The organism is Caldicellulosiruptor morganii, from assembly GCF_026810225.1.
Classification (GTDB): domain Bacteria; phylum Bacillota; class Thermoanaerobacteria; order Caldicellulosiruptorales; family Caldicellulosiruptoraceae; genus Caldicellulosiruptor; species Caldicellulosiruptor morganii.
Window position 1 is genome coordinate 2237501 of sequence record NZ_CP113865.1, and the last position, 25578, is coordinate 2263078.

Below are 25578 nucleotides of genomic sequence, written 5' to 3' on the forward strand. Positions count from 1 at the left end.
ATAAAAAGAATAGAGGCTGTCTCCAGCCTGATAAGAGTATAACTAAAAAGTTTAATATTTCATTCAAAATAAACATCAAAAAACTACTTCAAAACATATATTATTGCAAAAAAGCATCGCAATAAAAACAAAAGAGGCAGTAGATTTATCTCCACTGCCTCTTTATAAGGACTCATTTTAGCTCTCTGTCTTAAAAAAAACATTATTGCATCTGAGCAATACCCTGCTTGATTTGCTTTACCATAGCCTCTGCTGCCTGCTTTGGTGTTGCCTTGCCTGTTGTTACAAGTGAAAGTGTATTCCCTGCAGGTCCCCACACAGCTTGCATCTCTGGAATATTTGGCATTGGAATACCTACCTTTGCCTGCTCTGCGAATGCACTCATAATCTTATCTGCCTTAACTTCTGGATTGCTGAGCGCACCTGTTGTAACAGGAATTCTGCTTCCAACCTTGAACAATACCTTAACCTGTGACTCTTCAACAAGATATTTCAACAGTTTGAAAGCTGCATCTTTATTCTTGGACTTTGCTGATACAAATGCTGACTGAACACCAACAAATGAAGGTGTTGGCTTACCATCGTCTGTCTTTGGTAGTGGAGCAACTGCAAATGGAACTTTTGCCTTCACAAAATCACCAACATCCCATGGACCACTGATATAAAATGCAATCTTGCCATTCTGGAAGTTACCTTTTGCAATATCGCCTCTGATATCCTTTGGCATGAACTTGTAGGTCAAAACAAAGTCTCTAATCAAAGACAAACCTTTTATAGCACCATTATTTGCAAGACCAATGTCATTTGGATCAAGTGCGCCACCTTTGTTCTTGAAAACATAACCACCATTTTGAGCTATGAATGCAAAGCTGAAGTAGAAGTTGTTCACATCATACATAAATCCATACTTCTTAGCCAGAGTAATTAGCTGGCTCATTGTCTTTGGAGCTTCTTTTACTTTTGATGTGTTATAAAAGAGTGCATATGTCTCCATTGCAATTGGAAGAGCATAGAGCTTTCCATCAAATGAGCAAGCGTCCAAAGACATCGCAACAAAGTTTTTCCTGTCAATAAGATTTGCTGGAACAGGTTCAAGCAACTTTGCTTTCCAGAATGTACCCAGATTGTCATGTGGAATACCAAACATTATATCAGGTCCTTTACCGCTCATCGCAGCTGTCTGGAAGCTCTGGAATGAACCCTGATCTGAAATCACCTTAACAGTATAGCCATTCTTCTTTCCCCATTCATCAGCAAGTGGCTGAAGAGCTTTTACTTCATTCTGTGTAAGGTGTGACCATACAACAAGTTGCTTTTTGGATGTTGCAAACCCGCTGCCAAATGGAAGCAAAACCACCAGCGAAAATACCAATACAAGCCCAATTACCATAAACTTTTTGAAAGATTTCATAACTAAAACAACCTCCTTCTGGAATTTGATATTTTATGTGCAAACGTTTGACGATAATATTATACAATTTACTCTAAAAAAAGTCAATATCAATTTAAATTTTTGTCAGGCTGCTAATATTTTTCTTTTTATCAATGCAAACAATATAAAGATTAGGTGCTTGCACAGGACTGTCTCTCAACAATTTTATGAGGCACAATCAGTCTTTTGTATGTCTTCTTTGGTTCAGTCAAATCCATCATTAAAAGCTCAGCTGCCGAGTGACCTATGTTAGATATGTCTATGTCAACTGTGGTAAGCGGCGGGCTTAGAATCTCTGTTATTGCAGAGTTGTTAAATGAAATTATTGAAACCTCTTTTGCTATCTCAACGCCCAGCTTTCTTGCTGCCTTTACAACCTCAATTGCTATTAAATCGTCCATGCAAACAATTGCTGTAGGTCTGTTTTCAAAAGTAAGAAGCTCTATTGCAGCTTCATATGCACTTTTTTGGCTTGTAAATCGAACATAGGAGTTTCTAAACTGAATAGAATGTTCTTCCAGTGCTTTTTTATAGCCTGTTAGTCTATCCTGCGTGACAATCAAATTGCTGGGCCCGCAAATGAAAGCAATGTCCCTGTGCCCGAGTCCTATTAAATACTCTGTTGCGTCAAAACCTGCTTTTACATTGTCATTGTCAACCCAGTTAACCGAGTTCTCATACCCGCGTGGTCTTCCAACAACCACAAAAGGAAAGTCTATCTTCTTTAAATACTCAATTGCAAAGTCATCTTCGCGCGATGAAAGAAGTATAAAACCATCAACCTTTTTACTCTCCACAAGCCTCTTTAAAAGGTCTTCTTCCCTTTCTTCCTGGGTGTATGCAAATAGAATGTCGTACTCAAACCTGTATACCACAGAACAAATACTTGTCAATATCTGATCAAAAAAGAAATTTAAAAAGGGAGAGTCGGGACTTGCTGGCACAAAGATCCCGACTGTAAATGACTTCTTTTTTACAAGCCCCTTGGCATTTGCGTTTGGAACATACCCGAGCTTTTTTATAGCCTCTAAAACCCTCTTTGTTGTTTCAGGACTGATTTTTTTACTGCCAGAGAGAACTCTTGAAACAGTTGAAGGTGAGACATTTGCCTCCTTTGCTATCTCCTTTATTGTAGCCATAACCTATCAGCCCTTGAGGTGTTTTGGAATATACATTTTCTCATAGTACTCCTTTACCATTCTTTCAGCCGAAAACTTTTCAATTGTGGAGTTGATACTATTTTGCATCATCTCAATCCACTTATCTCTGTTTTTATAGTATGTTGGAATAACCTCTGTTTGCATAACATTTACAAGGCTTTTAAGGTCATTTTCATCCTGCAACTTCTCATCCTTTGACTCAAACCCATCTCCTATCTGCCACCCATTGATTCCGTGCTGACAAGCCTCGGGCCACCATCCATCTAAAGTTGAGACATTCAAAACACCATTCATTGCAGCTTTCATACCGGATGTGCCACAGGCCTCAAGCGGTCTTCTCGGATTGTTGAGCCATATATCACAACCGCGGGTAAGCATTGCGCCTATTTCCATGTCATAGTCTTCAAGGAAGACAACCTTGCCCGGGTACTTCTTTGTCATTGCAATGATGTTGTTGACAATCTCCTTGCCTGTGTCATCAAGAGGATGGCTCTTGCCGGCAAAGATTATCTGAATATCATTTTCAAACATTTTATCTGCTGCTTCTTTGTCTCTGAAAATAAGGTCGCTTCGCTTATATGGTGCTGCTCTTCTTGCAAAACCTATTGTCAGAACATCTTCTTTTAGTCTTATACCAGTCCTTCTTTCAACAAAGTCTAAAAGTTCTTTTTTGAGATTGCAGTGTGTCTCCCAGAGCTTTTGAGGATTATTCCGTGCAGAAAGTATTCTTTGGTCTGCCCATGTTCCAACATGAACACCGTTTGTGATCCCTATAATCTCACTTCTTCTGTCAACGCCTGCCCACATAGCGTTTGCAGTAACCCTGTGAAGGTCAGATACAGCATTTGAAATTCTTGCAAGCCTCAAAGCAGCAACGGTCATGTTAAATGGACTTCCACCAATGTAAACAAGCTGCTCTTCTGTCAAATTCAAGTTTGCACCCATGTACATAAGAAGTCTCAAAGGATGTGTCTCATTGCCCGCTTCAACAGGTGTATGTGTTGTAAATACAATTTTCTTTCTTGCCTCTTTCAGAGCATCTTCAAACGTAAGACCTTTTTCTTCCATATACTCCCTTACAAGTTCAAGTCCTGCAAATACAGCATGTCCCTCATTGAAATGATAAACATCAACTTTGATGCCAAGCTTTTTTAATGCCCTAACACCGCCAATACCCAGAACCATCTCCTGTGCTACTCTTTCTTCTCCAAACCAGCCATAAAGCTGACCTGTTATCCACCTGTCACCATTTTCAGGAAGGTCTGTGTCAAGAAGATAAAGAACTGCATTGTTGAAGCTGTCAACCTTCCAAACCTTGCAGTACACATCTCTGTTTCTGATCCTAACCTTCACCTTAACACCTGTGTCTTTCAAAAAGTCATATCTGTATATAGGAAACGCATCAATAACCCCGTACTCCTGTGTGACAATCTGCTTATTATATCCCTGCTTCCACAAAATACCTACACCAACAACAGGATATCCAAGATCCTTTGCAGCTTTCAAATAGTCACCTGCCAGAATGCCAAGACCACCCGCATAGATTTTGAAGTTTGAGTCAAGCCCGAATTCCATACTAAAATACGCAACCGTTGGTAATTTTTTCATTGTCATACCTCCTGTAAACTGGATTTTTTTGCAGTATATTGAAAATACAAATATCTATCTTTAACCCTTTACAGCGCCGGCTGCAAGTCCGCTTTGAATCTGTTTTTGCAAAGCCATGTAGATAATTACTATTGGCAGTGATGCTAAGATTGATGCAGCCGAGAACATCGGCCAGTTAGCTGAAAACTGGTTGTTTATAAAATTTCTCAAACCTATTGGCACAGTTGCATTTTCAGGCGATTGCAAAATAAGGCTTGATAGCAAAAACTCATTGAACACTCCATTAAAGCTCCATATGAACATAACAGCAAGCATAGGTGCTGTGAGAGGTAGAATTATCTTTCTGAATATAAGAAAATGGTTTGCACCGTCAATTATTGCTGCCTCGTCAATCTCATACGGAATCTGGTCCATATTGCCTTTCAAAAGCCAGATGTTAAACGCAGAGCCACCTGCTAAAACCAGAATCAGCGCAAACAGGTTATCAAGAAGATTGAATTTCACTAAAAGTCCATAGATTGCCGGCATTGCCATAAATGTCGGGAACATCTGGAGTATCAGAAGCACTTTCAAACCATTTTTCCTGCCAACAAAGTTAATTCTTGAAAATGCATATGCAGCCGGGGCAGTCATGAAAATTTGCAAAAATGCAACACCAAAGCAAACTATCAAGCTGTTTTTCACCCACAATACAAAGTCAGGAAGTGTTTGAGAGGGGCTGCTCTTTCTTCTAAACAGCTCAATGTAATTTTCAAATGTAACCTCTCTCGGGAAAAACGATGACTGAAAGAACGCCCCACCTTTTGACAGCGATGCAACAATAATAAACCACGTCGGCAAGAGAGAAAGCAGTACAGCAACCCAGATTATAACCCTTGATACCCATAATACAACCACATCACGGGTTGTCATATATTCTCTGCCCACCATTACTTAACACCACCTTCAAACGCACGTGTAAGTTTCATATTTATAAGTGAAATTGTCCCAACAATGAAGAAGATTATTATGGACATGGCAGATGCTAAGTCATATCTGTAAAACTGCATGGTAAGTTTATAGGTTACCGAAACCAAAAGGTCTGTATGCCCGGCAAATTGAGTGTCAAGCCGTGCAGGTCCACCACCTGTTACAAGGTAGACCACGTTGAAGTTGTTAAACGAATATGCAAACGATGATATTACAATGGGCAGCGCAGCAGGAACAATCATTGGTATTGTTATTTTGAATAGCTTCGTAAACCAGCCTGCACCATCAATTTCCGCAACCTCATAAAGTTCTGTGGGAATTGATTGAAGCGCACCCAGGCAAGCGTTCATCATAAAAGGATAGCTAAGCCAGAGATTCACAATAAATATTCCTATTTTTGCCCAGAAAGGGTCAGTTGACCATGGCACAGGGCTCAAATGCAATGTTCTCAGCACCATATTAATTGCACCGTATTCCTCGTTCAAAAGTCCCTGCCATGCAAGAGCTGCAATTGTCCCCGGGATTGCCCACGGGATGATAAGTATTGCTCTGTAGATATTTGTCTCTTTCATAAACTTGTTGTTAAGAAGGACGGCGAGCAAAAGTCCTGCCGAGAAGTTAATCAAAACGGTTATTAATGCAAAAGAAAATGTCCATGCAAATGTTGGACCAAAAACCTCTTTAAACGGTCCTGTTAAAATATCCACAAAGTTCTTGAAGCCCACAAACCTGTAATCTTCTAAGTGGTTCAGGTTAAAATTTGTGAAGGCATAATACACAGTCATTGCAATAGGAAAGAACGAAAGCACAGCCATAGAAATTAGAGCCGGTGCAAGATACGCATAACCTATGGGCTCCTTTTTTTTCATCTTTTAAATATCCCCCTTTGAATTAATTGTGCAATCGTTTGCCTTTTGAAGATATTATACAACACTTTTTCTGCACTGTCAACTACCTTTTGTCAATCCTGTCTACCCTTTATCTAACAATCAAAATCTCAAAATCCTCGGGTAAAATATCAAATTCACATTTTACAGAAAAACATTTTATCCTTTTTTCTGACCTGAAAAATGTGAGATCTTTACCCACAAATCCCGGGTCAAAAAGTTTTACCTTTTGTGAACTTCTGAATGGATTGAAAAAAACATAGATTATCTCATCATCCATCCTTTTTTCAAAGTACATAATATCTCCCAAAAAGCCTTCTTTAACATGGTCCGCATTCAATGCTTTTGATGTACGTTTAAGGTTTATCAGTTTCCTGTAAAGTTCAAAAACTTCCCTGTCCCACCTTTCTTCCTCCCATACCATCCCCCTTCTGCAGTCAGGGTCATGCTCTCCTTCCATGCCAACTTCATCTCCATAGTAAATCATTGGCACGCCCTGATATGTAAGATTATACACGCAGGCAAGCATTGCTAATTTCTTATTCTTCAAAACAGCGTTTAAAACTCTTTTAGTATCGTGACTCCCAATAAGATTCAGCTGGCATGAAAAAAGTCTTGGATTGAACTTTAGCCTGTACTCTGCCAGAATCTTTGCAGCATCTTCTGCTTTATATTTACCCAGTAAAAATCTCAAAAAAACCTCCCATGAAAAATAATTCATAACTCCATCAAACATATCGCCCAGAAGAAAACTTTCACTTCTGTGCATAACCTCACCAATAAGCCAGATATCTTTTTTTATGCTCTTCAGCTCAAATCTTATCCTTCTCAAAAAATTTTTATCAAGCTCGTTTGCAACATCAAACCTGAAACCATCAACGTCAAACTCCAAAAGCCAGTATTTCAGCACACCTAAGAAAAAATCCTGAACTTCTTTTTTTGAAGTGTCAATCCTTGGCATACTGTTAACACCGGTTGCAAACGTCTCGTAATTTCCTTTCTGGATATCCACCGGCAGGTCTTTTATATTGTACCAGTCAAAATACTTTGAATCCCTTCCATGTTTTATCACATCCTGAAATGCAAAAAAGCCTGTCCCTGTGTGGTTAAACACCATATCCAGGATAACCCTTATTCCATTTTTGTGCAAAGTCTCAACCAGCTCTTTGAACTCCTCTTTTGTTCCCAAAAGAGGGTCAACATCAAAGTAATCATCAACATTGTATCTGTGACTCGAGCTTGATTTAAAAATAGGTGTAAAGTAGATGGCATTTACGCCAAGTTCTTTAAAATAGTCAATCTTACCTTTAATCCCCGCAAAATTTCCACCAAGAAACACCTCGCTTCCCGGTCTTTCCCATTTGCAATAGTCCCAGGGAAAAAGCTCTTTTGCACTCTTTTTCGTTATATCCCTTGCAAACCTGTCAGGAAAGATTTCATACACAACCGTTTTTTCCAACCACTGTGGCTTTTCAAATATATCCGATGGATTTGCATAGGGAAAATGAAAATACCCGAAATAGTCCTCTTCATCATCCTGAAGACCGAACTGGTTGTAAATTTTAAATCCCCCGTCAAAAAGCTTTATCAGAAATTCATATCCAAGCCGCGGTGTTGCTGCAAAAAACTCAGCCTGATATACCTCGTACTCTCCAACTTCCATATAAAAGTCCATCTTCAGCTTTTGAATCTTTTCTCTCTCATATCTGTCCGAAAATATGAGATATATCTCTTTTGCAAACCCTCTTTTTACCCACAGCCGAATTAAAAATCTTTCTTTTTCCAGTGCAAATATATCATGCAATTGATTGTGAATGACTTCCAAAGCTTTCGCACACTCCTTTATAAAATTTTTTTAATAATAACATTGAATTTTATTCTATCATTTTTCAATTGATAATGCAAATGTTTGCACAAGAATTTTGAAAGTAGAGCTTTTAGGGAATTAATATGTCAAATCCGGGTATTTTCAAACCAAATAAAAAATTATAAAATAAAATGGTACAAAAAATCAAAATAAAACAATCATCAATAAATTTGCCGGGGAAGGTGATTGAATCAATGAAAAATCTTGAGCTTATCAAATCTCAAATCTGCAGGATTGGAAGGATTATGTACAAGAGAGGTTATATAAGCGGACCTGATGGAAATATCTCGGTAAGAGTTGATGAAAATACAATAATTACAACTCCATCAGGAGTCTCCAAAGGATTTTTGAAAGAAGATATGCTTGTTGTAATTGATATTGACGGGAATGTCATTGAGAAAACTGAGTTTAAACCATCATCCGAGATAAAGATGCATCTTAAAGTCTATCGTGAAAGAGAAGATGTAAATGCATGCGTGCATGCACACTCGCCTTTTGCAACAACATTTGCAGTGCTGAGAAAACCCCTCGACAAGCCAATTTTAGCAGAATCTGTTTTTATATTTGGCGGATATATCCCTGTTGCGCCATTTGCAACTCCATCAACAGTTGAGGTTCCGGAGTCAATCTCACCTTTTGTAAAGGACTATGATGCAATACTTCTTTCAAACCATGGGGTTTTGACATATGACAGGGATCTGGAGATGGCTTTTTACAAGCTTGAAATTGTTGAGTTCTGGGCAAAGATTTTATTCCTGTCAAGCCAGATTGGTCAGCCGCAAATTTTGAGTCCTGATGAGGTCCAAAAGGTGTTAAGTCTTAAAAAATAAAAAGGCTGAAATGATATGGTTAACGATTGAAATTTGCTATCTTGCCATTTGGACTTGCAAGTTATAGTATATTAACATCTGATTTTTGAAGGAGGCGATTTTAAATGGAAATATTAAATGAAATCTCCCAGCTTATACAGAAGGGAAATGCAAAACTGGCACCGGAAAAAGTAAAAGAAGCACTTTCAATGGGGCTTTCTGCCGAGGAAATTCTAAACGGTGCTTTGATTTCTGCAATGGCAGTTGTTGGTGAAAAGTTCAAAAACAATGAGATATACGTGCCGGAAGTCCTGATTGCAGCTCGCGCAATGAAAGCAGCACTGGAAGTCTTAAAGCCAATCCTGACAGAAACAGGCGTAAAGCCAATTGGCAGGGTTGTAATCGGCACTGTAAAAGGCGATTTGCATGACATTGGCAAGAACCTGGTTGCAATGATGATGACAGGAGCGGGACTTGAGGTAATAGACCTTGGTGTGGATGTTTCGCCCGAGAAGTTCTGCGAGGCGGTGAAAGTCTACCTGCCACAGGTTGTCGCAATGTCAGCACTTTTGACAACCACCATGCCCAATATGAAGGTGACTATTGAGAAGCTAACTCAAGAGGGATTGAGGGACAAGGTAAAGGTGATTGTTGGTGGTGCGCCTGTGACAGATAGCTTTGCCAAGAGTATTGGAGCTGACGGGTACGCACCTGATGCAGCATCTGCCGCTGAGCTTGCTAAAAAGCTTGTTCAGGGTGCTGCATAAAAAACGGGTAAAACCTATGAGTGCTTTTGGCTGCTGTGAATTTGCTTTTTTGGGGCAAAAAAGCAGCAGCCTTATTTTTTTAGCTAAAGCTACTCTTTACCAAAAATGCTGCTACAAGCAGCACAACCACATCTACCAGAACCGCCACAGAGATCAAATATCCAGTCTTCTTCACTTTTGTCTGGGCAAGGTATGTTGTTATAACATAAAAAAGGGTTTCTGTTGATGCACAGATAATGGAAGAGTATATTCCTATCTTTGAATCTGGACCATATTTAGAGAAAATATCTTTTAATACCGCGTAAGAATCACTTGATGAAAATGGTTTTATTATTAAAAGCCCGGTTGCCTCCTTGAATATTCCCGCCTAACTTAAAACAGGTCCAATTAGCCCAATAAGGATGTTCAGTGCCTCTGTTTTTGTAAACATCTCAACAGCTAAAATCAGCGCAAATACACTGGGAAATATCCTTATTGAAACCCTGATACCATCTTTTACACCCTCAACAAAACTTTTGAAACTGTCATTTGAGTGAAATATCGAAAATACAAGGACAGAGACAATAAAAGCTACTATTATCAAATCAGAAAATGTTTCCATCATCTTATCACCTTTGACAGGATTTTACATGCTATTGTTCCAAAAAAAGCCCGATAAGGGACACAAAAAGCACTGGAAAAACAACAGCGGCAGGGTCTTTTGAGCCATATTCCTGTCTTAGCAGAATCATTGTTGTTGGAATAAGCTGAATCGAGCACGTATTTAATATCACAAACAGAATCATATCATCGGTGGCAAAGTCTTTATAAGCTTCTCTTGAAAGCTCCTGCATCGCTTTGATCCCTGCCGGTGTTGCAGCATTCCCAAGCCCCAGAAGATTGGCAATAATATTTGCTGACATCCACTTGAATGCTTCTTCATTTTTTGTTTTAAAAAGGAGTTTTAAAACAGGTTTCAAAAGCCTTTCCAGCATTTCAATCAAGCCCGAGTCCTGAGCAACCCTCAAAAAGCCCGACCAGAGGATTATGGAACATGCTATTGTTATAAATATCTGCAAAGCGTTTTTTGGTGCAGAAAACAATACAGTTGAGATCTTATTAATATCACCACCAATTGCCTGAGTCAGGATTGAAAACAATATTAGAAAAAGCCTCATTATAAAAAATATTTATTGGGTTTTGTATGAATTTATTAAAATAAAAGTAGAATTTGTCTATATACATAAAACTTCTCTCAAAAGCTTCATATCCAAAAGAGGAACATCGGGCGCTTTGCTCTGGACATCCACAAATCTTTCCTCCTGCAGAGAAGTATATATTGCAAAAAGTGTTTCCAAAACATGAAAGGCTAAGCTTCCGGATGCTCTGAGTGGAGTTTTGAGCCTTATCGCAAGCGCCATGTCAAGTATCCCAAGCCCCCTTAAATTGTCGTAATTGAACGGGTTTATTACAGGCACTTCTTTAAACTCCTGATCATCATGTCTTTTCAAAAGCACTCTGCCATAGTCAAAGAAGTTGGGGTCAGGAACAATCAATGTACCTTCTTCTCCATATATTTCTATTCCACGAAGATTTGTTGCCGGCACATCATACGACACAGTTACATTTCCAATTATGTCATCTTCAAACAAGATTTTTGCCGTCACATACGTTGGCATTTCAACCACAATTTTTTCGCCCCTGTGAGGCTCAGATGTAACAAGTCTTTCATTGAAAGTAATCTTGCCCATTGCAGATACCTTTTTCACAGAGCCCAGCAAGAACACAAGTGCAGTCAGGCAATATGGACCTATGTCAAACAGAGGTCCCATAAACTTTTTGAAAATAAAGTGAGGATTTGGATGCCACTTTTCCGGTCCGCCATACATTACAAAACAGTTGGCTGCAAACGGCTTCCCTATCCAGCCATCCTGGATAAGCTTTTTAGCCGTCTGGATATTTGCACCAAGAAAGGTATCTGGAGCACATCCAATTATCAACCCTTTATTTTGGGCAAACTCCAGAATTTCTTTTGCTTCATACACCGTAGAGCAAAGAGGTTTTTCGCTGTAAAGGTGTTTACCGCTTTCAAGTACCTTTTTGTTGATGTTGTAATGATGCTGGGGTGGTGTCAGGTTGACAACTATATCTACATCCAAATCATACACCCTGTCTGGCTCAACAGCTTCTTTTATTGAAAATTCCGATGATAGCCCTTTTGCTCTCTGTAAATCTACATCCGCACATGCCACAATCTCAAATATTCCAAACCTTTTTAAATTTTTAACATACACAGGCGCTATGTTGCCACAGCCCATTATCGCTACTCTGGTTTTTGTCATTATTTTTATCTCTCCTTTCTGTTAAAAACTTACCTTTGTAAACAATTACCCTAAAATTTTTGCTAAATGCCCAAATTAGATTATATCACAATCATAATCCTTTGGTGTTATACAACTCAATCAAACCTTTACCTTAAGTATATCTACTTTGTCAGTAAAACTTCAATTTCTTCAATAAGTTATTAAATAAGCTATTGACAAATTTAATTTGGTTGTATAATATTTCGTATATAAAATATTTGTGTTTTAAAATTTTTGGGGGCTAATTAAGTGGAAAATAAATGTGAAGAAAAAGCTATCTACGAAATGCTCAGAGCAATAAGAAGAAAACTTAACAGCAGGCTCAAGATAGAAGAGTTTTTTGACTGCGAGGATGTTTTAACGTTTGGTGAGCAGCAGGTGATAATGGTTTTAAGCGAAAACTCACAGCCTATGACCATGAAAGACATTGCAAAGGAGCTTGGCATATCCCCTTCTACTCTGACAGGAATTGTAGACAGGCTTGTTGAAAAAGGAATTGTAAATAGAGAGCCGGATAACCAGGATAGAAGGAAGCTTCAAGTTTTTCTTACAGAAAAGGGTAAAAATATGGTTAAAAAGGTGACAGACTTTAGAACAAGGGTTTTAGAACCTGTGCTGAAAAACCTATCTCACGAGGAAATAAGCTTGCTTATAAAGATTATTCAAAAAATCAATGAGGCACTCTGAAAATATTCAAAAAAGGACGGTGAGTCTTCGATGAAAAGGTCTTTAAAAGGAATAATTGTATCAGTTTTCATCCTGGCTATCCTGGTGTCAGCTGTGTATGCAATTTCTGTTCGAAACAAACAGGCTCTGTCTACAATTGAAGTCAAAACTGCAAAGGTAGAAAAAGGTGATATTGTATCACTTTTCTCAACCAACGGTGATGCTGAGTCAAAGTCAAAACAGGATTACTACATCATCTCACCCACAAAGGTTTTAAAGGTGTATGTTGAAATTGGCAAAAGAGTAAGAAAAGGAGACAAACTTCTGGAACTTGAGACTCAGGATTTGACCTATCAGTACCAGATTGCCCAGAAACAGCTTGAGATGGCAAAGCTACAACTTGAGTCATTAAAGAAATTAAAAGAAAACTCTTCAGCAGCCAATAATCAGCCTTTGCAGCAGTCAAAATCCAGTGCTGCAAATATGCCTGCATCTTCCAATGCCCAGCAGTTTCCCCTGCAGTCAAACATGATTTTTTCTTTACAGAGTCAACTTCAGTCTTCTTCAAGCCTCAGCAACATCGACGACCAGATAAAGCTTCAGCAAAAGCAGGTTGAGATTGCAGAGCTCAATCTTAAAAGTATAAAGCAGTCAATGGACAAGCAGCAAAGGTATGTGAAAGCAGAAATTGATGGAATTGTGACGGCGATAAATGCAAAAGAGGGGAATTATTTTGCCTCTGCACAGCTTCCTGCTGTGACGGTTGAAGACCCTGATAATCTTCAGATTGTTCTCAATGTCAATCAGTATGATGCCATAAACATAAAGGAAGGGCAAAAAGCATATATAAGGTTTGGCAACAGGACATTTGACGGGGTTGTGAAACAGGTTGCGCCTGCTGCAACAAAGCTATTAACACAAACAGGTTCTGAAAATGTTGTAAAAGTGTATGTTGACATACTGAATAACGATGGGACAATCAAACCCGGGTTTAATGTGGATGTGGATATAAAAACGGGTGAGAAAAAGGATGTAGTAAAAGTTCCATCAGAGGCAATTGTCACAGACAAAAGCGGCAAAAGCTATGTTTATGTGGTTGAAAATAATGTTGCAAAGCAAAGAGAGGTAAAATTGGGGCTTTCTTCTGATCTGGAAACCGAGATTTTAGATGGTGTAAATGTCGGGGAAGAAGTAATCTTAAATCCAAACAGTTCAATCCAGGATGGCACAAAAGTCAGGGTAAAAGGGAGCGAATAATAAGATGATTGAACTAAAAGACATCAGAAAGGTGTATAACTTAGGGAAGATTGAGCTTGAAGTGTTAAAGGGGATAACACTCACAGTTGAAAAAGGCGAATATGTTGCAATAATCGGTCCATCAGGTTCAGGCAAATCAACACTGATGAATATAATTGGACTGTTAGACAGACCCACATCCGGTGTATATAAGCTTAACAATGTAGAGGTTTCAAACCTGTCAGATGTAGAGCTTGCAAGAATTAGAAACAGCCAGATAGGTTTTGTATTTCAGTCGTTTAACCTTCTGAGCAAGCTGAATGCACTTGAGAATGTAGAGCTTCCCATGCTGTATGCCAGAATACCACCAAAAGAAAGACGTCAAAGAGCACTCAGTGCACTGGAAAAAGTAGGATTGAGTGATAGACTGTATCACAGACCAAATGAGCTTTCAGGTGGACAGCAGCAAAGAGTTGCAATTGCACGTGCAATTGTGATGAACCCTTCTTTTTTGCTTGCAGACGAGCCAACAGGAAACCTTGACACAAATTCAAGCATTGAAATCATGAAGATATTCTATGAGCTAAACAAAACCGGCACAACAATTATTATGGTGACACACGAACAGGATATTGCAAAGCACGCAAAGAGAATTATCAGAATCAGAGACGGCATGATTATCGAGGATAGTCCTGTTGCAGAAAGAATAACATATTAAAAAACCATTTGAAAAGGTGTGAACAAAGGATGTACATTTCAGAGCTTGTCAAAGTTGCTGTAAAAAGTATATTTTCAAACAAACTCAGAACCTTTTTAACAATGCTTGGAATAATAATTGGTATTGCCTCTGTTATAACAATCATGTCTCTTGGCGAAGGCGGTCAAAAAGCAATCCTGGGCGAGTTTGAGAAGATTGGTGTGAATATCTTCTCAATCAGAACAAGGTCAGATGTAGCCATTACAGAAAGTGATAGATTTACCATCAAGGATGTTGAAATGATAAGAAAAAGAATCCCTGCTGTCAAATACGCTGCACCGGTTGCACAGAAGTTTGGACTTGTCAGAACTGAAAATAAGACAAAAAGATCCATTTTCATTGCAACCGATTTTGACTATGGAAATGTGTCAAATTTGAAGGTTGTATATGGAAGGTTTTTCAATGAAAAGGACATATTGCAGGGCAGAAATGTTGTTTTAATTGACAGAGACTCGGCAAAAGAGCTTTTTGGCTATGAAGACTGTGTTGGAAAGACCATAAAGGTTGGCAGTTTTTCTTCTTTTGACACAGCAAAGATAATAGGTGTGATTGACAGTGGTAATTTTAAGATTCTGGGCGGCTCTGCTTCTGACCAGTTCCCTGTAATTGCTGCACTGCCAATAACCTATGCCCAGAAGATTTTTGAAGATGTTAATATTTCCAATATATATGTCATGACTTACGACTCAAGCCAGCTTGATGAGGCATCAAGCCAAGCTGTGAGAATTTTAGAGGCAAGGCATCATAACAAAGACAAGTATAAAACAGAAAACTTTGTGGCTTTTATGGAGCAGTTTAATCGAATCCTGGGAATATTTACAACAATCATGAGCGCAATTGCTGCAATATCGCTTCTTGTGGGTGGCATTGGTGTGATGAACATTATGCTTGTGTCTGTTACAGAAAGGACACGCGAGATTGGCATAAGAAAGGCAATCGGCGCAACACAGAGAGATATCCTGATTCAGTTTTTAATAGAGGCTCTTTTAATCTCTCTGATTGGCGGTGCTATCGGAACATTTTTGGGATATCTTCTGGCAAACATAGCCGGACCGTTTATACAAATAACACCGGTTGTGTCACTCAAGACCATACTGATTGCGTTTATATTCTCCTCAGCAGTTGGAATCTTCTTTGGAATCTATCCTGCAAAAAGGGCTGCAAAGCTTGACCCAATTGTCGCGCTGAGATACGAGTAAGCATGTATCAAAAAGCGGGACTATCCAGCCAGAATTATGGATAGTTCCGCTTCTTTTATTGTTTGAAAAGGCACATCTGTTTATTTACACTCTTTTATAGTAGTATTTTTTAATTGTCATTTAAACGCCAAAAACAATTTTTTTGAAAGAAATATTAGCAAAAAGTTAACATCTTGTATTATAATAGATGGTATAAAGAAGAAATTTGTGCTATAAAGGAGTGAAGTGAATGTCACCAAGAGGAAATGAAAATGGAACTGTAAAAAAAGGAGTTATAAGCCTTACATACGTGGCTCTTGCGTTTATAATTATCCTTGACATTCTGCTTGCAATCTTGCTGCCATCAAAGTTAAAATTCACGGGCGTTGCTGTTGCCACAATCACTTTCATTCTTACTCTTGCTATAACCGCCTTTATGATTCGCTATGAGATGAACAAAATGATTGCAAAGCTTGAAAAGGTCTTAGAAGAGATTAAAAATGGCGACTATAGCAAGCTCATAGCTTCCAAAGAATTTGGAAACATTCAGAGAGTTGCATCAAGCGTAAATATAGTTCTATCTGACATAAAACTTTTGATTGAAGACTTTTTCAATCTGTCAAATGCTATAGTTGGAGCATCCAAAAAAGTCACAAAGACCTCCGAAGAAGCTGCTGCGGCAATCGAAGAGATTTCAAAGACGGTTGAAGAGATCGCAAAAGGTGCATCCCAGCAGGCAGAAGAAGCTCAGCATGGAGTTTTGCTTGTAAACAACCTATCTGACCAGATAAATGCTGTGTCAGACAGCTACAATGCGGTTGTAGAGGAGACAAATAAGATTGACCTTCTTAACAGAGAAGGAATTGAAAAGATGAGTGCTTTGAGAGAGAAAAGCGAACTTGCTGTTGAGACAGCTGAAAAGGTAATTGGGACCATACTCTCATTTATTGACAGAATTAAAACAATATCCAACTTTGTTGAGGTAATAAATACAATCGCCGAGCAGACAAACCTTCTGGCTTTGAACGCTGCAATTGAGGCGGCAAGAGCGGGCGAGGCGGGCAAAGGTTTTGCTGTTGTTGCTGATGAGGTGCGAAAGCTTGCTGACCAGAGCAAAAAAGCTGCGGATGAGATAAATTCTATAGTGGATGTCATCCTGGGTGAGACAGAAAATACAATCAGGATTATTGACGAGATCAAGGCAGCAGCACTCGGTCAGAAAGATGCTGTGATTGATTCCCAGCAGTCTTTTGCAAAAATCTCGGATGAAATCAATGAGATTGTTCAAAAGACCCAGATAGTAAAAGATGCTTTGAGTAGAATGGAAGAGGCAAGAAATGCGGTCATTCGTGCAATTGAAAGCATATCTTCAGTCTCACAGGAGACAGCCGCTGCATCCCAGGAAGTTGCTGCTACTGTTGAAAATCAGCTCAATTCTATAAATGAAATGAAATACTCAGCTCAGTCATTGCAAAAGCTTGTTGATGAGCTTGAAAAGAAGCTGAAGAAGTACAAAATAAGATAAAAAGGGGCTGATTTTAAAAATCAGCCCCTTTTTTTTGCTTTCTGTTTAACCTGCCAGCTCTTCTTTTTCAAACTGGCTGTAGTAAAGCTTTGCGTAAAATCCGCCTTTTTTGAGAAGTTCTTTGTGTGTGCCCATCTCCACAATATCGCCATGGTCCATGACAAGTATCAAATCAGCATCTCTTATTGTAGAAATTCTGTGGGCAATTACAAAAGAGGTCCTGCCCTTCATCAGATTGTCCATTGCTTTCTGGATTTGCAGCTCTGTCAGTGTATCAACAGAGCTTGTGGCCTCATCAAGAATCAAAATCCTGGGATTTTTAAGGATAGCCCTTGCAATTGTCAGAAGCTGCTTCTGTCCCTGGGAAATGTTTGTGGTCTCTTCATTCAAAACTGTGTCATATCCATCCGGCAATGTTCTTATATAATGGTCTATGTGCGCAAGCTTTGCTGCTCTTATTACCTCATCATCTGTTGCATCTGGCTTTCCGTATTTTATATTCTCTTTAATGGTTCCATTGTAAAGCCATGTGTCCTGCAAAACCATGCCAAATAAGGACCTGAGGTCTTTGCGTGAAAATTCTCTTATATCATGCCCATCAATCAGAATAGCACCGTCATTCACATCGTAAAACCTCATAAGAAGCTTTACAATGGTAGTCTTACCGGCACCGGTCGGTCCAACAATAGCAACCTTCTGACCTGCTTTTATCTTCGCAGAGAAATTGTTTATGACAGTCTTATCCGGTCTGTAACCAAACCTGACATTCCTGAATTCAACATCACCTTTTATACTCTCAAGGTCTATTTGCTTGGGATTATCAGGTGTCTCTTCCTCTTCTTCCAGAAATTCGAATACCCTTTCGGCACATGCAGCAGTCTGCTGCAGGATATTTGAGATATTTGCAATCTGGGCAATTGGCTGGGTAAATAACCTTATATACTGGATAAATGCCTGAATGTCACCAACTTCAATCCTGTTTTTTACAACAAGCCAGCTACCAAGCACAGTCACTGCCACATAGCCAAGATTCCCTATAACGTTCATAAGCGGCATCATAACACCGGTTAAAAACTGCGACTTCCATGCAGCGCTGTAGAGTGTGCTATTTAGCTTTTCAAACTTCTCTATACTTTTTTGCTCTCTATTAAAGGCTTTGACTATATGATGCCCGCCATACATCTCTTCTATATGACCGTTTAGATGCCCGAGATAGTCCTGCTGCTGTTTGAAGTATTTTTGAGATTTCTTTATTATAAACATAATAACCATTGAAGATACCGGTATAATCAAAAGTGCAACCAGTGTCATCAGCCAGTTTATGCTGAGCATCATTATAAATACACCAATTACCATTGTGACAGAGGTAATTATCTGTGTCATGCTCTGGTTGAGAGTCTGTGTGATTGTATCAACATCGTTTGTAATCCTTGACAGGATTTCGCCCTGGTTAGTGCTTTCAAAATACTTAAGCGGAAGTCTGTTTATCTTTTCTGAAATCTCTTTCCTGAATCTGTAGGTAACCTTCATGGTAATACCAGACATAATCCAGCCCTGAAGGTATCCAAAGAGGCTGCTTATAACATACAGAGCAAGCAGGATGATCAAAATCCTGCCCACATATTCAAAATCTATGCCATTGCCCTGCCCTGTTATCCTGCTCATAACGCCTTCAAAAATCTTTGTAATCGCCTTTGAAAGTATCTTTGGTCCTGCAATTGAAAATGCAGTGCTTGAAATTGCCAGAATCAATACAAAAATCAAAGAAAGTTTATAATCAGAAAGATATCCAATGAGCTTTTTCATTGTCCCCTTAAAATCCTTGGCTTTCTCACCCGGGACAAAACCACGCGGTCCAGGTCCATAACCAAAACCTCTTCGGGGTCCTGTATGCAAAGGTCTTTGACTGATGTTTTGCTCCCTACTCATGAACAATTTCCTCCTCCGGTAGCTGTGATAGAGCTATTTCTCTGTAGGTAGGACATGTTTTCATAAGCTCTTCATGTGTGCCTATTCCAACAAGTTCCCCATCATCCAGCACTATAATCCTGTCGGCATGCATCATAGTGGCAACCCTTTGCGAAACCATAATGACAGTTGCATCTTTCAGCCTTTCTCTGAGTTTCCTTCTCAGGGCAAGCTCCGTTCTAAAGTCAAGAGCCGAAAAGCTTTCATCAAAGATGTAAATCTCGGGCTTTTTAACAAGAGCCCTTGCAATAGAAAGTCTTTGCTTTTGCCCGCCTGACACATTTGTGCCGCCCTGGGCAATCTCTGTGTCAAACCTGTCTGGCTTTTCCTCTATAAACTCAAGCGCCTGGGCAATCTCTGCTGCCTCTACAATCTCTTCATCTGTTGCATCATCCCTGCCATATTTCAGATTCGACTTTATAGTGCCGCTGAAAAGCCAGCTTTTTTGTGGAACATAGCCTATTTTCTTTCTCAAATTTGCCTGTCTTACTTCTCTGACATCCACACCGTCAACCAGAACCTGACCTTCTGTTGCATCGTAAAATCTCATAATCAGGTTCACAAGCGTGCTCTTCCCTGAGCCTGTGCAGCCGATTATTCCAACCTGTTGCCCGGGTAAAATTGTAAAGCTTATGTTTTTGAGCACATACTCCTCTGCACCCGGGTATTTAAACGAGACATTCCTGAACTCAACCATGCCTTTTTTGCTCTCATCAAAGCTCTTTGGATTCTGTGGATCTTTTATGGAAGGTTCTGTTGACAGCACCTCAGCAATACGCTCTGCAGAAACAGAAGCCCTTGGTATCATGATAAATAGCGCGGACATCATCAAAAATGCGAATATAATCTGGATTGAGTACTGCATGAAAGCCAGCATATCGCCAACCTGCATGCTTGAATTTTGAATCTGGTGAGCCCCAACCCATACTATCAAAAGGGTTACCGAGTTCATTATAAACATCATTGTAGGAAACAGAACTGCCATTGTCCTGTTTACAAAAAGCCCTACTTTTGTCAAATCTCTGTTGGCATCGTCAAATCGCTTCTCTTCAAACTCCTCACTGTTGAATGCTCTGACAACCATAATACCTGAGAGGTTTTCCCTTGCAACAAGGTTCAGCCTGTCGATCAGCTTTTGCATAAGTTTAAACTTTGGCATTGCCACCCTGTAAAGAACAGCAATCAGGCAAATCAAAATACCAACCGCCAGAGCTATAATCCACGACATAGAATGGCTCTTTGCAAGTGCCTTGAATATACCACCAACGCCCATCACAGGGGCATAGAACACCATTCTTATCATTATCAAAAATAGCATCTGTATCTGCATAACGTCGTTTGTTGTCCTTGTTATCAAAGAAGCTGTTGAAAACTTTTCAAACTCAGCTATTGAGAAACTCTCCACTCTTGTGAAAAGGTCCTTTCTCAGATCTCTTGCAACACCCGCTGCCACTTTTGAACCAAAAAATGCTACCATCACAGTTGAAAATGCACTCAAAATTGTTATCAAAAACATCAAAAGCCCCATATGAAGAATATACCTCGTTTGCAAAGCTGCTGTGTCAACCCCGACCTCTTTGTACTCATCTTTCACAACTGCAGCTGCCGCCTGCACAATCATGCTATCGCCCAGTGCCGAGAACTTTTTGTTTATCTCATCTTCAATTCTGGATCTCTGCTCTTCTGGCAGCTTTGAAAGAATCATAAAAAGGTCTACATTTGCCGGTATCTGCCTTCCGTTAAATTCAATCACACCATTTTTGGCGTTTTTCTTTGCCTTTTCAATCCCCGCAACTGTCAGAAGGGCTTTTGCCATTGGTATATTCATCTTATCTATCCTTTGCTTATCAACATTTTTCAGTACATACACAGCTTCTTTTTTCAGCACCGGATACTTTTTTAAATACTTCTGGTAGTCTTTGCTTGAGCTATCAATGAGTCTGTAGCTGTCCAAAATCATTTCCTTTTCACTGTCCGATACAAATATCAAAAGCTTATCCATCCTGTCCTTTCGTATCACTTCAGGCACTGCATTGACAATCCCGCCCTGCTGGATACCTTTGTTAACAATAATTGACATATAATCCGGAAGTGCCAGATCGCTCATAGCCTGAACAACTACAAAGAATATAGCCATGAACAAAAGTGCAATATATGGTTTGATATATCCAATAATTTTTGCCAAGCCACATCACCTTCTTTAGAATTTGGTTTTTTAATATTTTTAATGCTTTGTATATCTTTCAAGAACCTTTTTCAAAGTTTCAAGCCCTGTCAGTATTGTATTTATTTCTTCTTCATCTGCTCTTGAGAGTATCTCCTCAAATTTTCTCTCCATGTCTTTAAAATTTTTCTCAAATGCCCCTTTAACCTCTGGCATAATCTCAACATACACAACTCTTCTATCTTCCTGGCTTCTTACTCTTTTAACCATCCCCTGCTTTTCAAGCCTGTCAATTATCCCCGAAACAGTGCTGTTTGTCAGCCCCATCTTCTGGCTCAAATCGCTTACCTTCATCCTTCCATACCTGCACAAATGCCCCAGAAGCATACCCTGCGGTGCTGTGAGCTCAAGGCTGTCAAATTGCTGCCTGCTAATCTTTTTCACAGCCTTCATTATATCCTTCACAAGCTCAATTATTCTCATCCCTTTGGTAATATCATTCATCCTTGCACCCCTTTCAATCTATTTGCACCATAATATTTCGTATAAGAAATATTTGCATGCTATTTATTTTACGCACTTTTTTCTATTATGTCAATAGTCAAACAAAAAATCTCTCGAAGTTAAATTGCAATATTAAATGCAACACCTAGTGAAAATCATGTAGAATAGGTTTAGTTTAAACCATACTTAATCTTAAGCTCATTTTAATTAATGAAACAAAGCAAAAGCAGGAATTTGTCAAGGGCTGCGTAGAAGGTGAAGCTTTACCCTTATAAATCCCAAGTGAGCTCTATAAAAAGCTATATGTGAGCTTAATAAACCCTAGTTAATTCTTCAAAGAAAAAATTTCTTTGGTGTTTTATAGCTTAATAATTTTCGTGGCAGGTTATCAAGCCAATTTTGAACTCTTTCAATTGTACCATTTAGGTAAGTTTTTGATTTTTGCCCTTAGGAATAAATCGACGTATAAGTCCATTATGACGTTCATTAGTAACTCACTCCATAAGAAGAATAGGGGTGAGTATAATATACCTTTGTGCCATATTCTTTTAAGGCACTTTCCAAATTACTAAATTCTACACCTTTGTCGGAAGTTATAATTTTAAATATATTGCATAATTTATTCCATATATTTTTTAAGTTTTGTTAATGCATAATTAACAGATTTACTGTCTTTAGTATCTTATAGGAGCGTAATTTATAACAAGTTTTATGTTCGGTCAATGTTAAGATAGCATTATCATCAAATTTGTTCCCAATAACAGTATCTATTTCTCCATGCCCAAAACTTTCACGGTTATTTACCTCTTCTGGTCTAGTATCAATGCTTTTACCCATGATACGTTTGTTTAGTAAGTTAAGTCTACATATATTGTGTAAAAATGGGTTGAGCCATTCCCCACCCTCTGGTTAGAATAGAAATAGAAACAAACCAAAAATCTAACTGGAGGGATAGGAAATGGCTCAATACAATATTACCATAGACTTTGAAATTTTGCATTACCTTTTTGTAAAAGGAACAAAAGATGAAAAGTTAGCTAAATTATTAGAGTCTGTACTTAATAAAATTTTAGCAGCTCAATCTACTGAACAAGTTAAAGCTAAATCTTATGAAAGGACAGAAGAAAGACAGGATTATCGAAATGGTTATTATTCAAGAAGTTTAGTTACCAGGGTGGGGACTCTTACTTTAAGAGTTCCACGACTTCGTAATGGTAAATTTAGCACTGATCTTTTTGCTGGTTACCAGAGAAGTGAGCAGGCTCTTTTGTTAGCACTAATGGAGATGGTGGTTAATGGAGTATCTACCCGGAAAATCGAAGAAATCACTTATGAACTTTGTGGAACTGAATTTTCAAAATCTACAATTTCCGAGCTTTGCAAAAATCTCGATCCTATTATTACAGCGTGGAATTCAAGACCTTTAAAAGAAAAAAGCTTTCCCTTTGTTATAGTTGATGCAATAGTGATAAAAGTAAGAGAAGAGGGACGTGTTCGTCAACGCAGCGTATTAATTGCTGTAGGCATAAATGAAGATGGCTATAGAGAAGTATTAGGTCTTATGATAGGAGACAGTGAATCAGAAGATAGCTTTAAGTGAATTCTTTTCATGGCTGAAGCAAAGAGGGCTTTATTGGAGTTGATTTAGTAGTTTCGGACCATCATAAGTAGCCTTGTACAAGCTATTTGTCGGCACTTCCAGGGAGCTACGTGGCAAAGGTGCCAAACACATTTTATGAGAAATATCCTTGATAAGTCTCCAAAGGCTTTACAAAGAGAATTACATGCCAAACTAAGAGCCATATTTGAAGCACCAGATCCCTCAGCAGCAAGAATGCTATTAAATCAAGTATTAGATGAATATAGAGATAAAGCTCCAAAAGCAATGGAGATTTTAGAAGAAGGGTTTGAAGACGCAATAGCAGTTTTAAAACTTCCTGAGCCTTATCGAAGGAAACTTCGTACTACTAATATGTCAGAACGGTTAAATGAAGAAATTCGTCGTCGTGAAAGAGTTATAAGAATATTTCCAAACCGAGAGTCTGGTATTCGTTTAATAGGAGCTCTGTTAATGGAACAGGATGAGAAATGGGCTTCAGGGAGGAAGTATTCAGATATGACTGAGTATTTCGAGTGGCAAAAAAGAATTATGGAAAGAGTGGAGGATAAGGTTATTTCAATAAAATAACCTTTATCACCATCGTTAGTTTTTAATAACTGCTTAAGACCATTGGTGTCAAGAACAGGCGAAAGCCCGGCGTAGCATATCCTTCACACCAATGGTCGTAGGCAGTACAATGAATTGAACGGTGCTGATAAAGACGATCCATATTCTAACCAGAGGGATTTTACACAAAAATTTGGACTTGACCGATAAAAAATCTTTGTCGATATAATTGAATAAAATTTTAGCAGAAACAATGTATTTATCATTCTAGTTTAAGATCTTTCTTGCAATAGCCAACGACAGCATCTATAGACCATTTATCTTTAAATATTTTAGTTTCAGCATATTCAAAAAAATCTTCTACTTCAGCTAATTTAAATTTTGCTACGCAATTTGAACGGTTTTTTCATATACATCCTGACCTGTTTCAGGGAAATATTTTGTGAATATAGATAAATCACTTTTAAGCTGCACTATAGTACCACGGTTAATTTCGTAGGAGATAGTACTTGGACTACGACCTAATTTTCTAGCAATATAACGAATATTTTTGTTTTCTTTTAAACAAAGTAGAAATTTCGCCGCGTTCATAATTATTTAGGTGTTTAAAAGATACATGTTGCATTTAATTTTACAATAAGCCTATTGTCTTTAGATTAATAAGTGGTAGAATAGTTATAGAAGTAAATTCTAAACACATATTTCAATTACGAGTAGGAAGGGAGGAAAGGGCACATTTTCTCTACTAAACAGGAGTGTAGATAAAAATTTTTGTGCCCAAAGGTAATGGCAAATAGTCAAATAAAAAAAATGAGTTTGTTAGAAATAGAGGAACTAGAATATGTTCATTTAGAGCGAATACGTTATTATTTTTTAGATAATTTTCAAGATATTAAAAAGGGGCTTATCTATAGACTTGAGATAAAAAATGATTGGTATAATATTTTTATTAAAACAAAGCATAATCAATCATCAGACTTAGACAAGGGTGCTGAGAGAATATTTCATCATGTTTTCTCACAAGGTATGAAAATACCTAACTCTTCTCCTATTGGAGCAGATTTAATGTATGAGACTTTTGATTCTTTTATACATATAGATATAAAAACAATTTCAGATTCAAATTGGGAAGATTATAAAGGTAAAATTGCTATTCAATGTAATCAAACTTCTTATCCATTATTCAAAGTTGGATCGTCTCCTAATTTACCTACCTATTACTCAAAAACTTTTATAAAAAATGGATGCGAATATAATAAACCGACTTTAACTTATTTTATCTATATTTTACACAAACATGCATCTGAAGAAATATTCAGTATCCTTCTTGTTTGTATGCCTAATGGAGAGTTGTATGAAATATATGAAGATAAGATATTACATAAAGGAAAAAATAAGGGAACCCCAAGATATGCTTTTAAAGAAGAGCCAAGATTCGTACTTCTGAGTAACCAAAGAGGAAAAAATGTATTTAGAGTAGAATTTTTGTTTAAAAACAGTAATTATTCCCAAGAGGAGCTAGTAGGTTTTTCTGAAAAGAAATATAAAATTCCGGTATGGGTGGAGAGATAA

The 25578-nt window shown here is 38.3% G+C and carries 20 protein-coding genes and 3 pseudogenes; 9 read left to right on the forward strand and 14 right to left on the reverse strand.

What is annotated here, in order from left to right; genetic code table 11:
- Positions 1–202: 202 nt before the first annotated feature.
- The 6 genes from OTK00_RS11000 to OTK00_RS11025 form a co-directional block, all read right to left on the reverse strand.
- Positions 203–1411: a sugar ABC transporter substrate-binding protein gene (locus OTK00_RS11000; RefSeq protein ID WP_045168796.1), complete on the reverse strand. Its 1209-nt coding sequence runs from the start codon at positions 1409–1411 to the stop codon at positions 203–205.
- A 152-nt stretch (positions 1412–1563) separates the two neighbouring features.
- Positions 1564–2571 (reverse strand): LacI family DNA-binding transcriptional regulator, encoded by a 1008-nt coding sequence (locus tag OTK00_RS11005; RefSeq protein ID WP_045168795.1) that lies wholly within the window; start codon positions 2569–2571, stop codon positions 1564–1566.
- A 6-nt stretch (positions 2572–2577) separates the two neighbouring features.
- A complete protein-coding gene (gene glgP, locus OTK00_RS11010; RefSeq protein WP_045168794.1) occupies positions 2578–4200 on the reverse strand; it encodes an alpha-glucan family phosphorylase in 1623 nt (540 codons plus the stop codon).
- A gap of 60 nt (positions 4201–4260) precedes the next feature.
- A complete protein-coding gene (locus OTK00_RS11015; protein ID WP_045168793.1) occupies positions 4261–5130 on the reverse strand; it encodes a sugar ABC transporter permease in 870 nt (289 codons plus the stop codon).
- Complete coding sequence (locus tag OTK00_RS11020) at positions 5130–6038, reverse strand: carbohydrate ABC transporter permease (RefSeq protein WP_045168792.1); 909 nt, start codon at positions 6036–6038, stop codon at positions 5130–5132. Before OTK00_RS11020 ends, OTK00_RS11015 begins: the two co-directional genes overlap by 1 nt.
- 109 nt (positions 6039–6147) lie before the next feature.
- On the reverse strand, positions 6148–7881 hold the full coding sequence (locus tag OTK00_RS11025; RefSeq protein ID WP_045168791.1) for a glycoside hydrolase family 13 protein: 1734 nt from the start codon (positions 7879–7881) through the stop codon (positions 6148–6150).
- Between the two features lie 236 nt (positions 7882–8117).
- Here OTK00_RS11025 and OTK00_RS11030 point away from each other — a divergent pair, with 236 nt between their 5' ends.
- Together OTK00_RS11030 and OTK00_RS11035 are read left to right on the forward strand one after the other, a co-directional pair.
- Positions 8118–8753, forward strand: a complete 636-nt coding sequence (locus OTK00_RS11030) for a class II aldolase/adducin family protein (protein ID WP_045168790.1) — start codon at positions 8118–8120, stop codon at positions 8751–8753.
- Between the two features lie 104 nt (positions 8754–8857).
- Entirely contained in the window at positions 8858–9499 is a 642-nt protein-coding gene (locus tag OTK00_RS11035) for a cobalamin B12-binding domain-containing protein (protein ID WP_045168788.1), read from the forward strand.
- A gap of 367 nt (positions 9500–9866) precedes the next feature.
- On the opposite strand, the gene OTK00_RS11040 is transcribed toward OTK00_RS11035, so the two are convergent.
- From OTK00_RS11040 to OTK00_RS11050, 3 genes are all read right to left on the reverse strand, one after another.
- Positions 9867–10103: a hypothetical protein gene (locus OTK00_RS11040; protein ID WP_268760788.1), complete on the reverse strand. Its 237-nt coding sequence runs from the start codon at positions 10101–10103 to the stop codon at positions 9867–9869.
- Between the two features lie 28 nt (positions 10104–10131).
- Positions 10132–10638: a nucleoside recognition domain-containing protein gene (locus OTK00_RS11045; RefSeq protein ID WP_241765439.1), complete on the reverse strand. Its 507-nt coding sequence runs from the start codon at positions 10636–10638 to the stop codon at positions 10132–10134.
- Between the two features lie 75 nt (positions 10639–10713).
- Positions 10714–11820: a Gfo/Idh/MocA family protein gene (locus OTK00_RS11050; RefSeq protein ID WP_045168786.1), complete on the reverse strand. Its 1107-nt coding sequence runs from the start codon at positions 11818–11820 to the stop codon at positions 10714–10716.
- A 270-nt stretch (positions 11821–12090) separates the two neighbouring features.
- On the opposite strand from OTK00_RS11050, the gene OTK00_RS11055 reads away from it, so the two are divergent.
- From OTK00_RS11055 to OTK00_RS11075, 5 genes are all read left to right on the forward strand, one after another.
- Positions 12091–12528, forward strand: a complete 438-nt coding sequence (locus OTK00_RS11055; protein WP_108720980.1) for a MarR family winged helix-turn-helix transcriptional regulator — start codon at positions 12091–12093, stop codon at positions 12526–12528.
- 30 nt (positions 12529–12558) lie between these two features.
- Positions 12559–13764: an efflux RND transporter periplasmic adaptor subunit gene (locus tag OTK00_RS11060; protein WP_045168785.1), complete on the forward strand. Its 1206-nt coding sequence runs from the start codon at positions 12559–12561 to the stop codon at positions 13762–13764.
- A gap of 4 nt (positions 13765–13768) precedes the next feature.
- Positions 13769–14461, forward strand: a complete 693-nt coding sequence (locus OTK00_RS11065) for an ABC transporter ATP-binding protein (RefSeq protein WP_045168784.1) — start codon at positions 13769–13771, stop codon at positions 14459–14461.
- A gap of 29 nt (positions 14462–14490) precedes the next feature.
- Complete coding sequence (locus OTK00_RS11070; RefSeq protein ID WP_045168783.1) at positions 14491–15699, forward strand: ABC transporter permease; 1209 nt, start codon at positions 14491–14493, stop codon at positions 15697–15699.
- A gap of 229 nt (positions 15700–15928) precedes the next feature.
- On the forward strand, positions 15929–17203 hold the full coding sequence (locus OTK00_RS11075; protein ID WP_045168782.1) for a methyl-accepting chemotaxis protein: 1275 nt from the start codon (positions 15929–15931) through the stop codon (positions 17201–17203).
- Positions 17204–17248: 45 nt separating this feature from the next.
- On the opposite strand, the gene OTK00_RS11080 is transcribed toward OTK00_RS11075, so the two are convergent.
- The 4 genes and pseudogenes from OTK00_RS11080 to OTK00_RS12310 form a co-directional block, all read right to left on the reverse strand.
- Complete coding sequence (locus OTK00_RS11080) at positions 17249–19132, reverse strand: ABC transporter ATP-binding protein (RefSeq protein WP_045168781.1); 1884 nt, start codon at positions 19130–19132, stop codon at positions 17249–17251.
- Complete coding sequence (locus OTK00_RS11085; protein WP_408612662.1) at positions 19125–21308, reverse strand: ABC transporter ATP-binding protein; 2184 nt, start codon at positions 21306–21308, stop codon at positions 19125–19127. The genes OTK00_RS11080 and OTK00_RS11085 overlap by 8 nt, the downstream gene beginning before the upstream one ends.
- A gap of 87 nt (positions 21309–21395) precedes the next feature.
- The gene (locus tag OTK00_RS11090) at positions 21396–21839 is read right to left on the reverse strand and encodes a MarR family winged helix-turn-helix transcriptional regulator (RefSeq protein WP_045168779.1); all 444 of its coding nucleotides are present in this window, start codon (positions 21837–21839) and stop codon (positions 21396–21398) included.
- Between the two features lie 440 nt (positions 21840–22279).
- A pseudogene (locus tag OTK00_RS12310) lies at positions 22280–22688 on the reverse strand (IS30 family transposase); the annotation flags it as partial.
- Between the two features lie 109 nt (positions 22689–22797).
- Here OTK00_RS12310 and OTK00_RS11095 point away from each other — a divergent pair.
- Positions 22798–24027: pseudogene (locus OTK00_RS11095) on the forward strand (IS256 family transposase).
- A gap of 174 nt (positions 24028–24201) precedes the next feature.
- Here OTK00_RS11095 and OTK00_RS12255 read toward each other — a convergent pair.
- Positions 24202–24631 (reverse strand): annotated as a pseudogene (locus OTK00_RS12255) (transposase); the annotation flags it as partial.
- Positions 24632–24816: 185 nt separating this feature from the next.
- Here OTK00_RS12255 and OTK00_RS11105 point away from each other — a divergent pair.
- On the forward strand, positions 24817–25578 hold the full coding sequence (locus OTK00_RS11105; protein WP_268760789.1) for a hypothetical protein: 762 nt from the start codon (positions 24817–24819) through the stop codon (positions 25576–25578).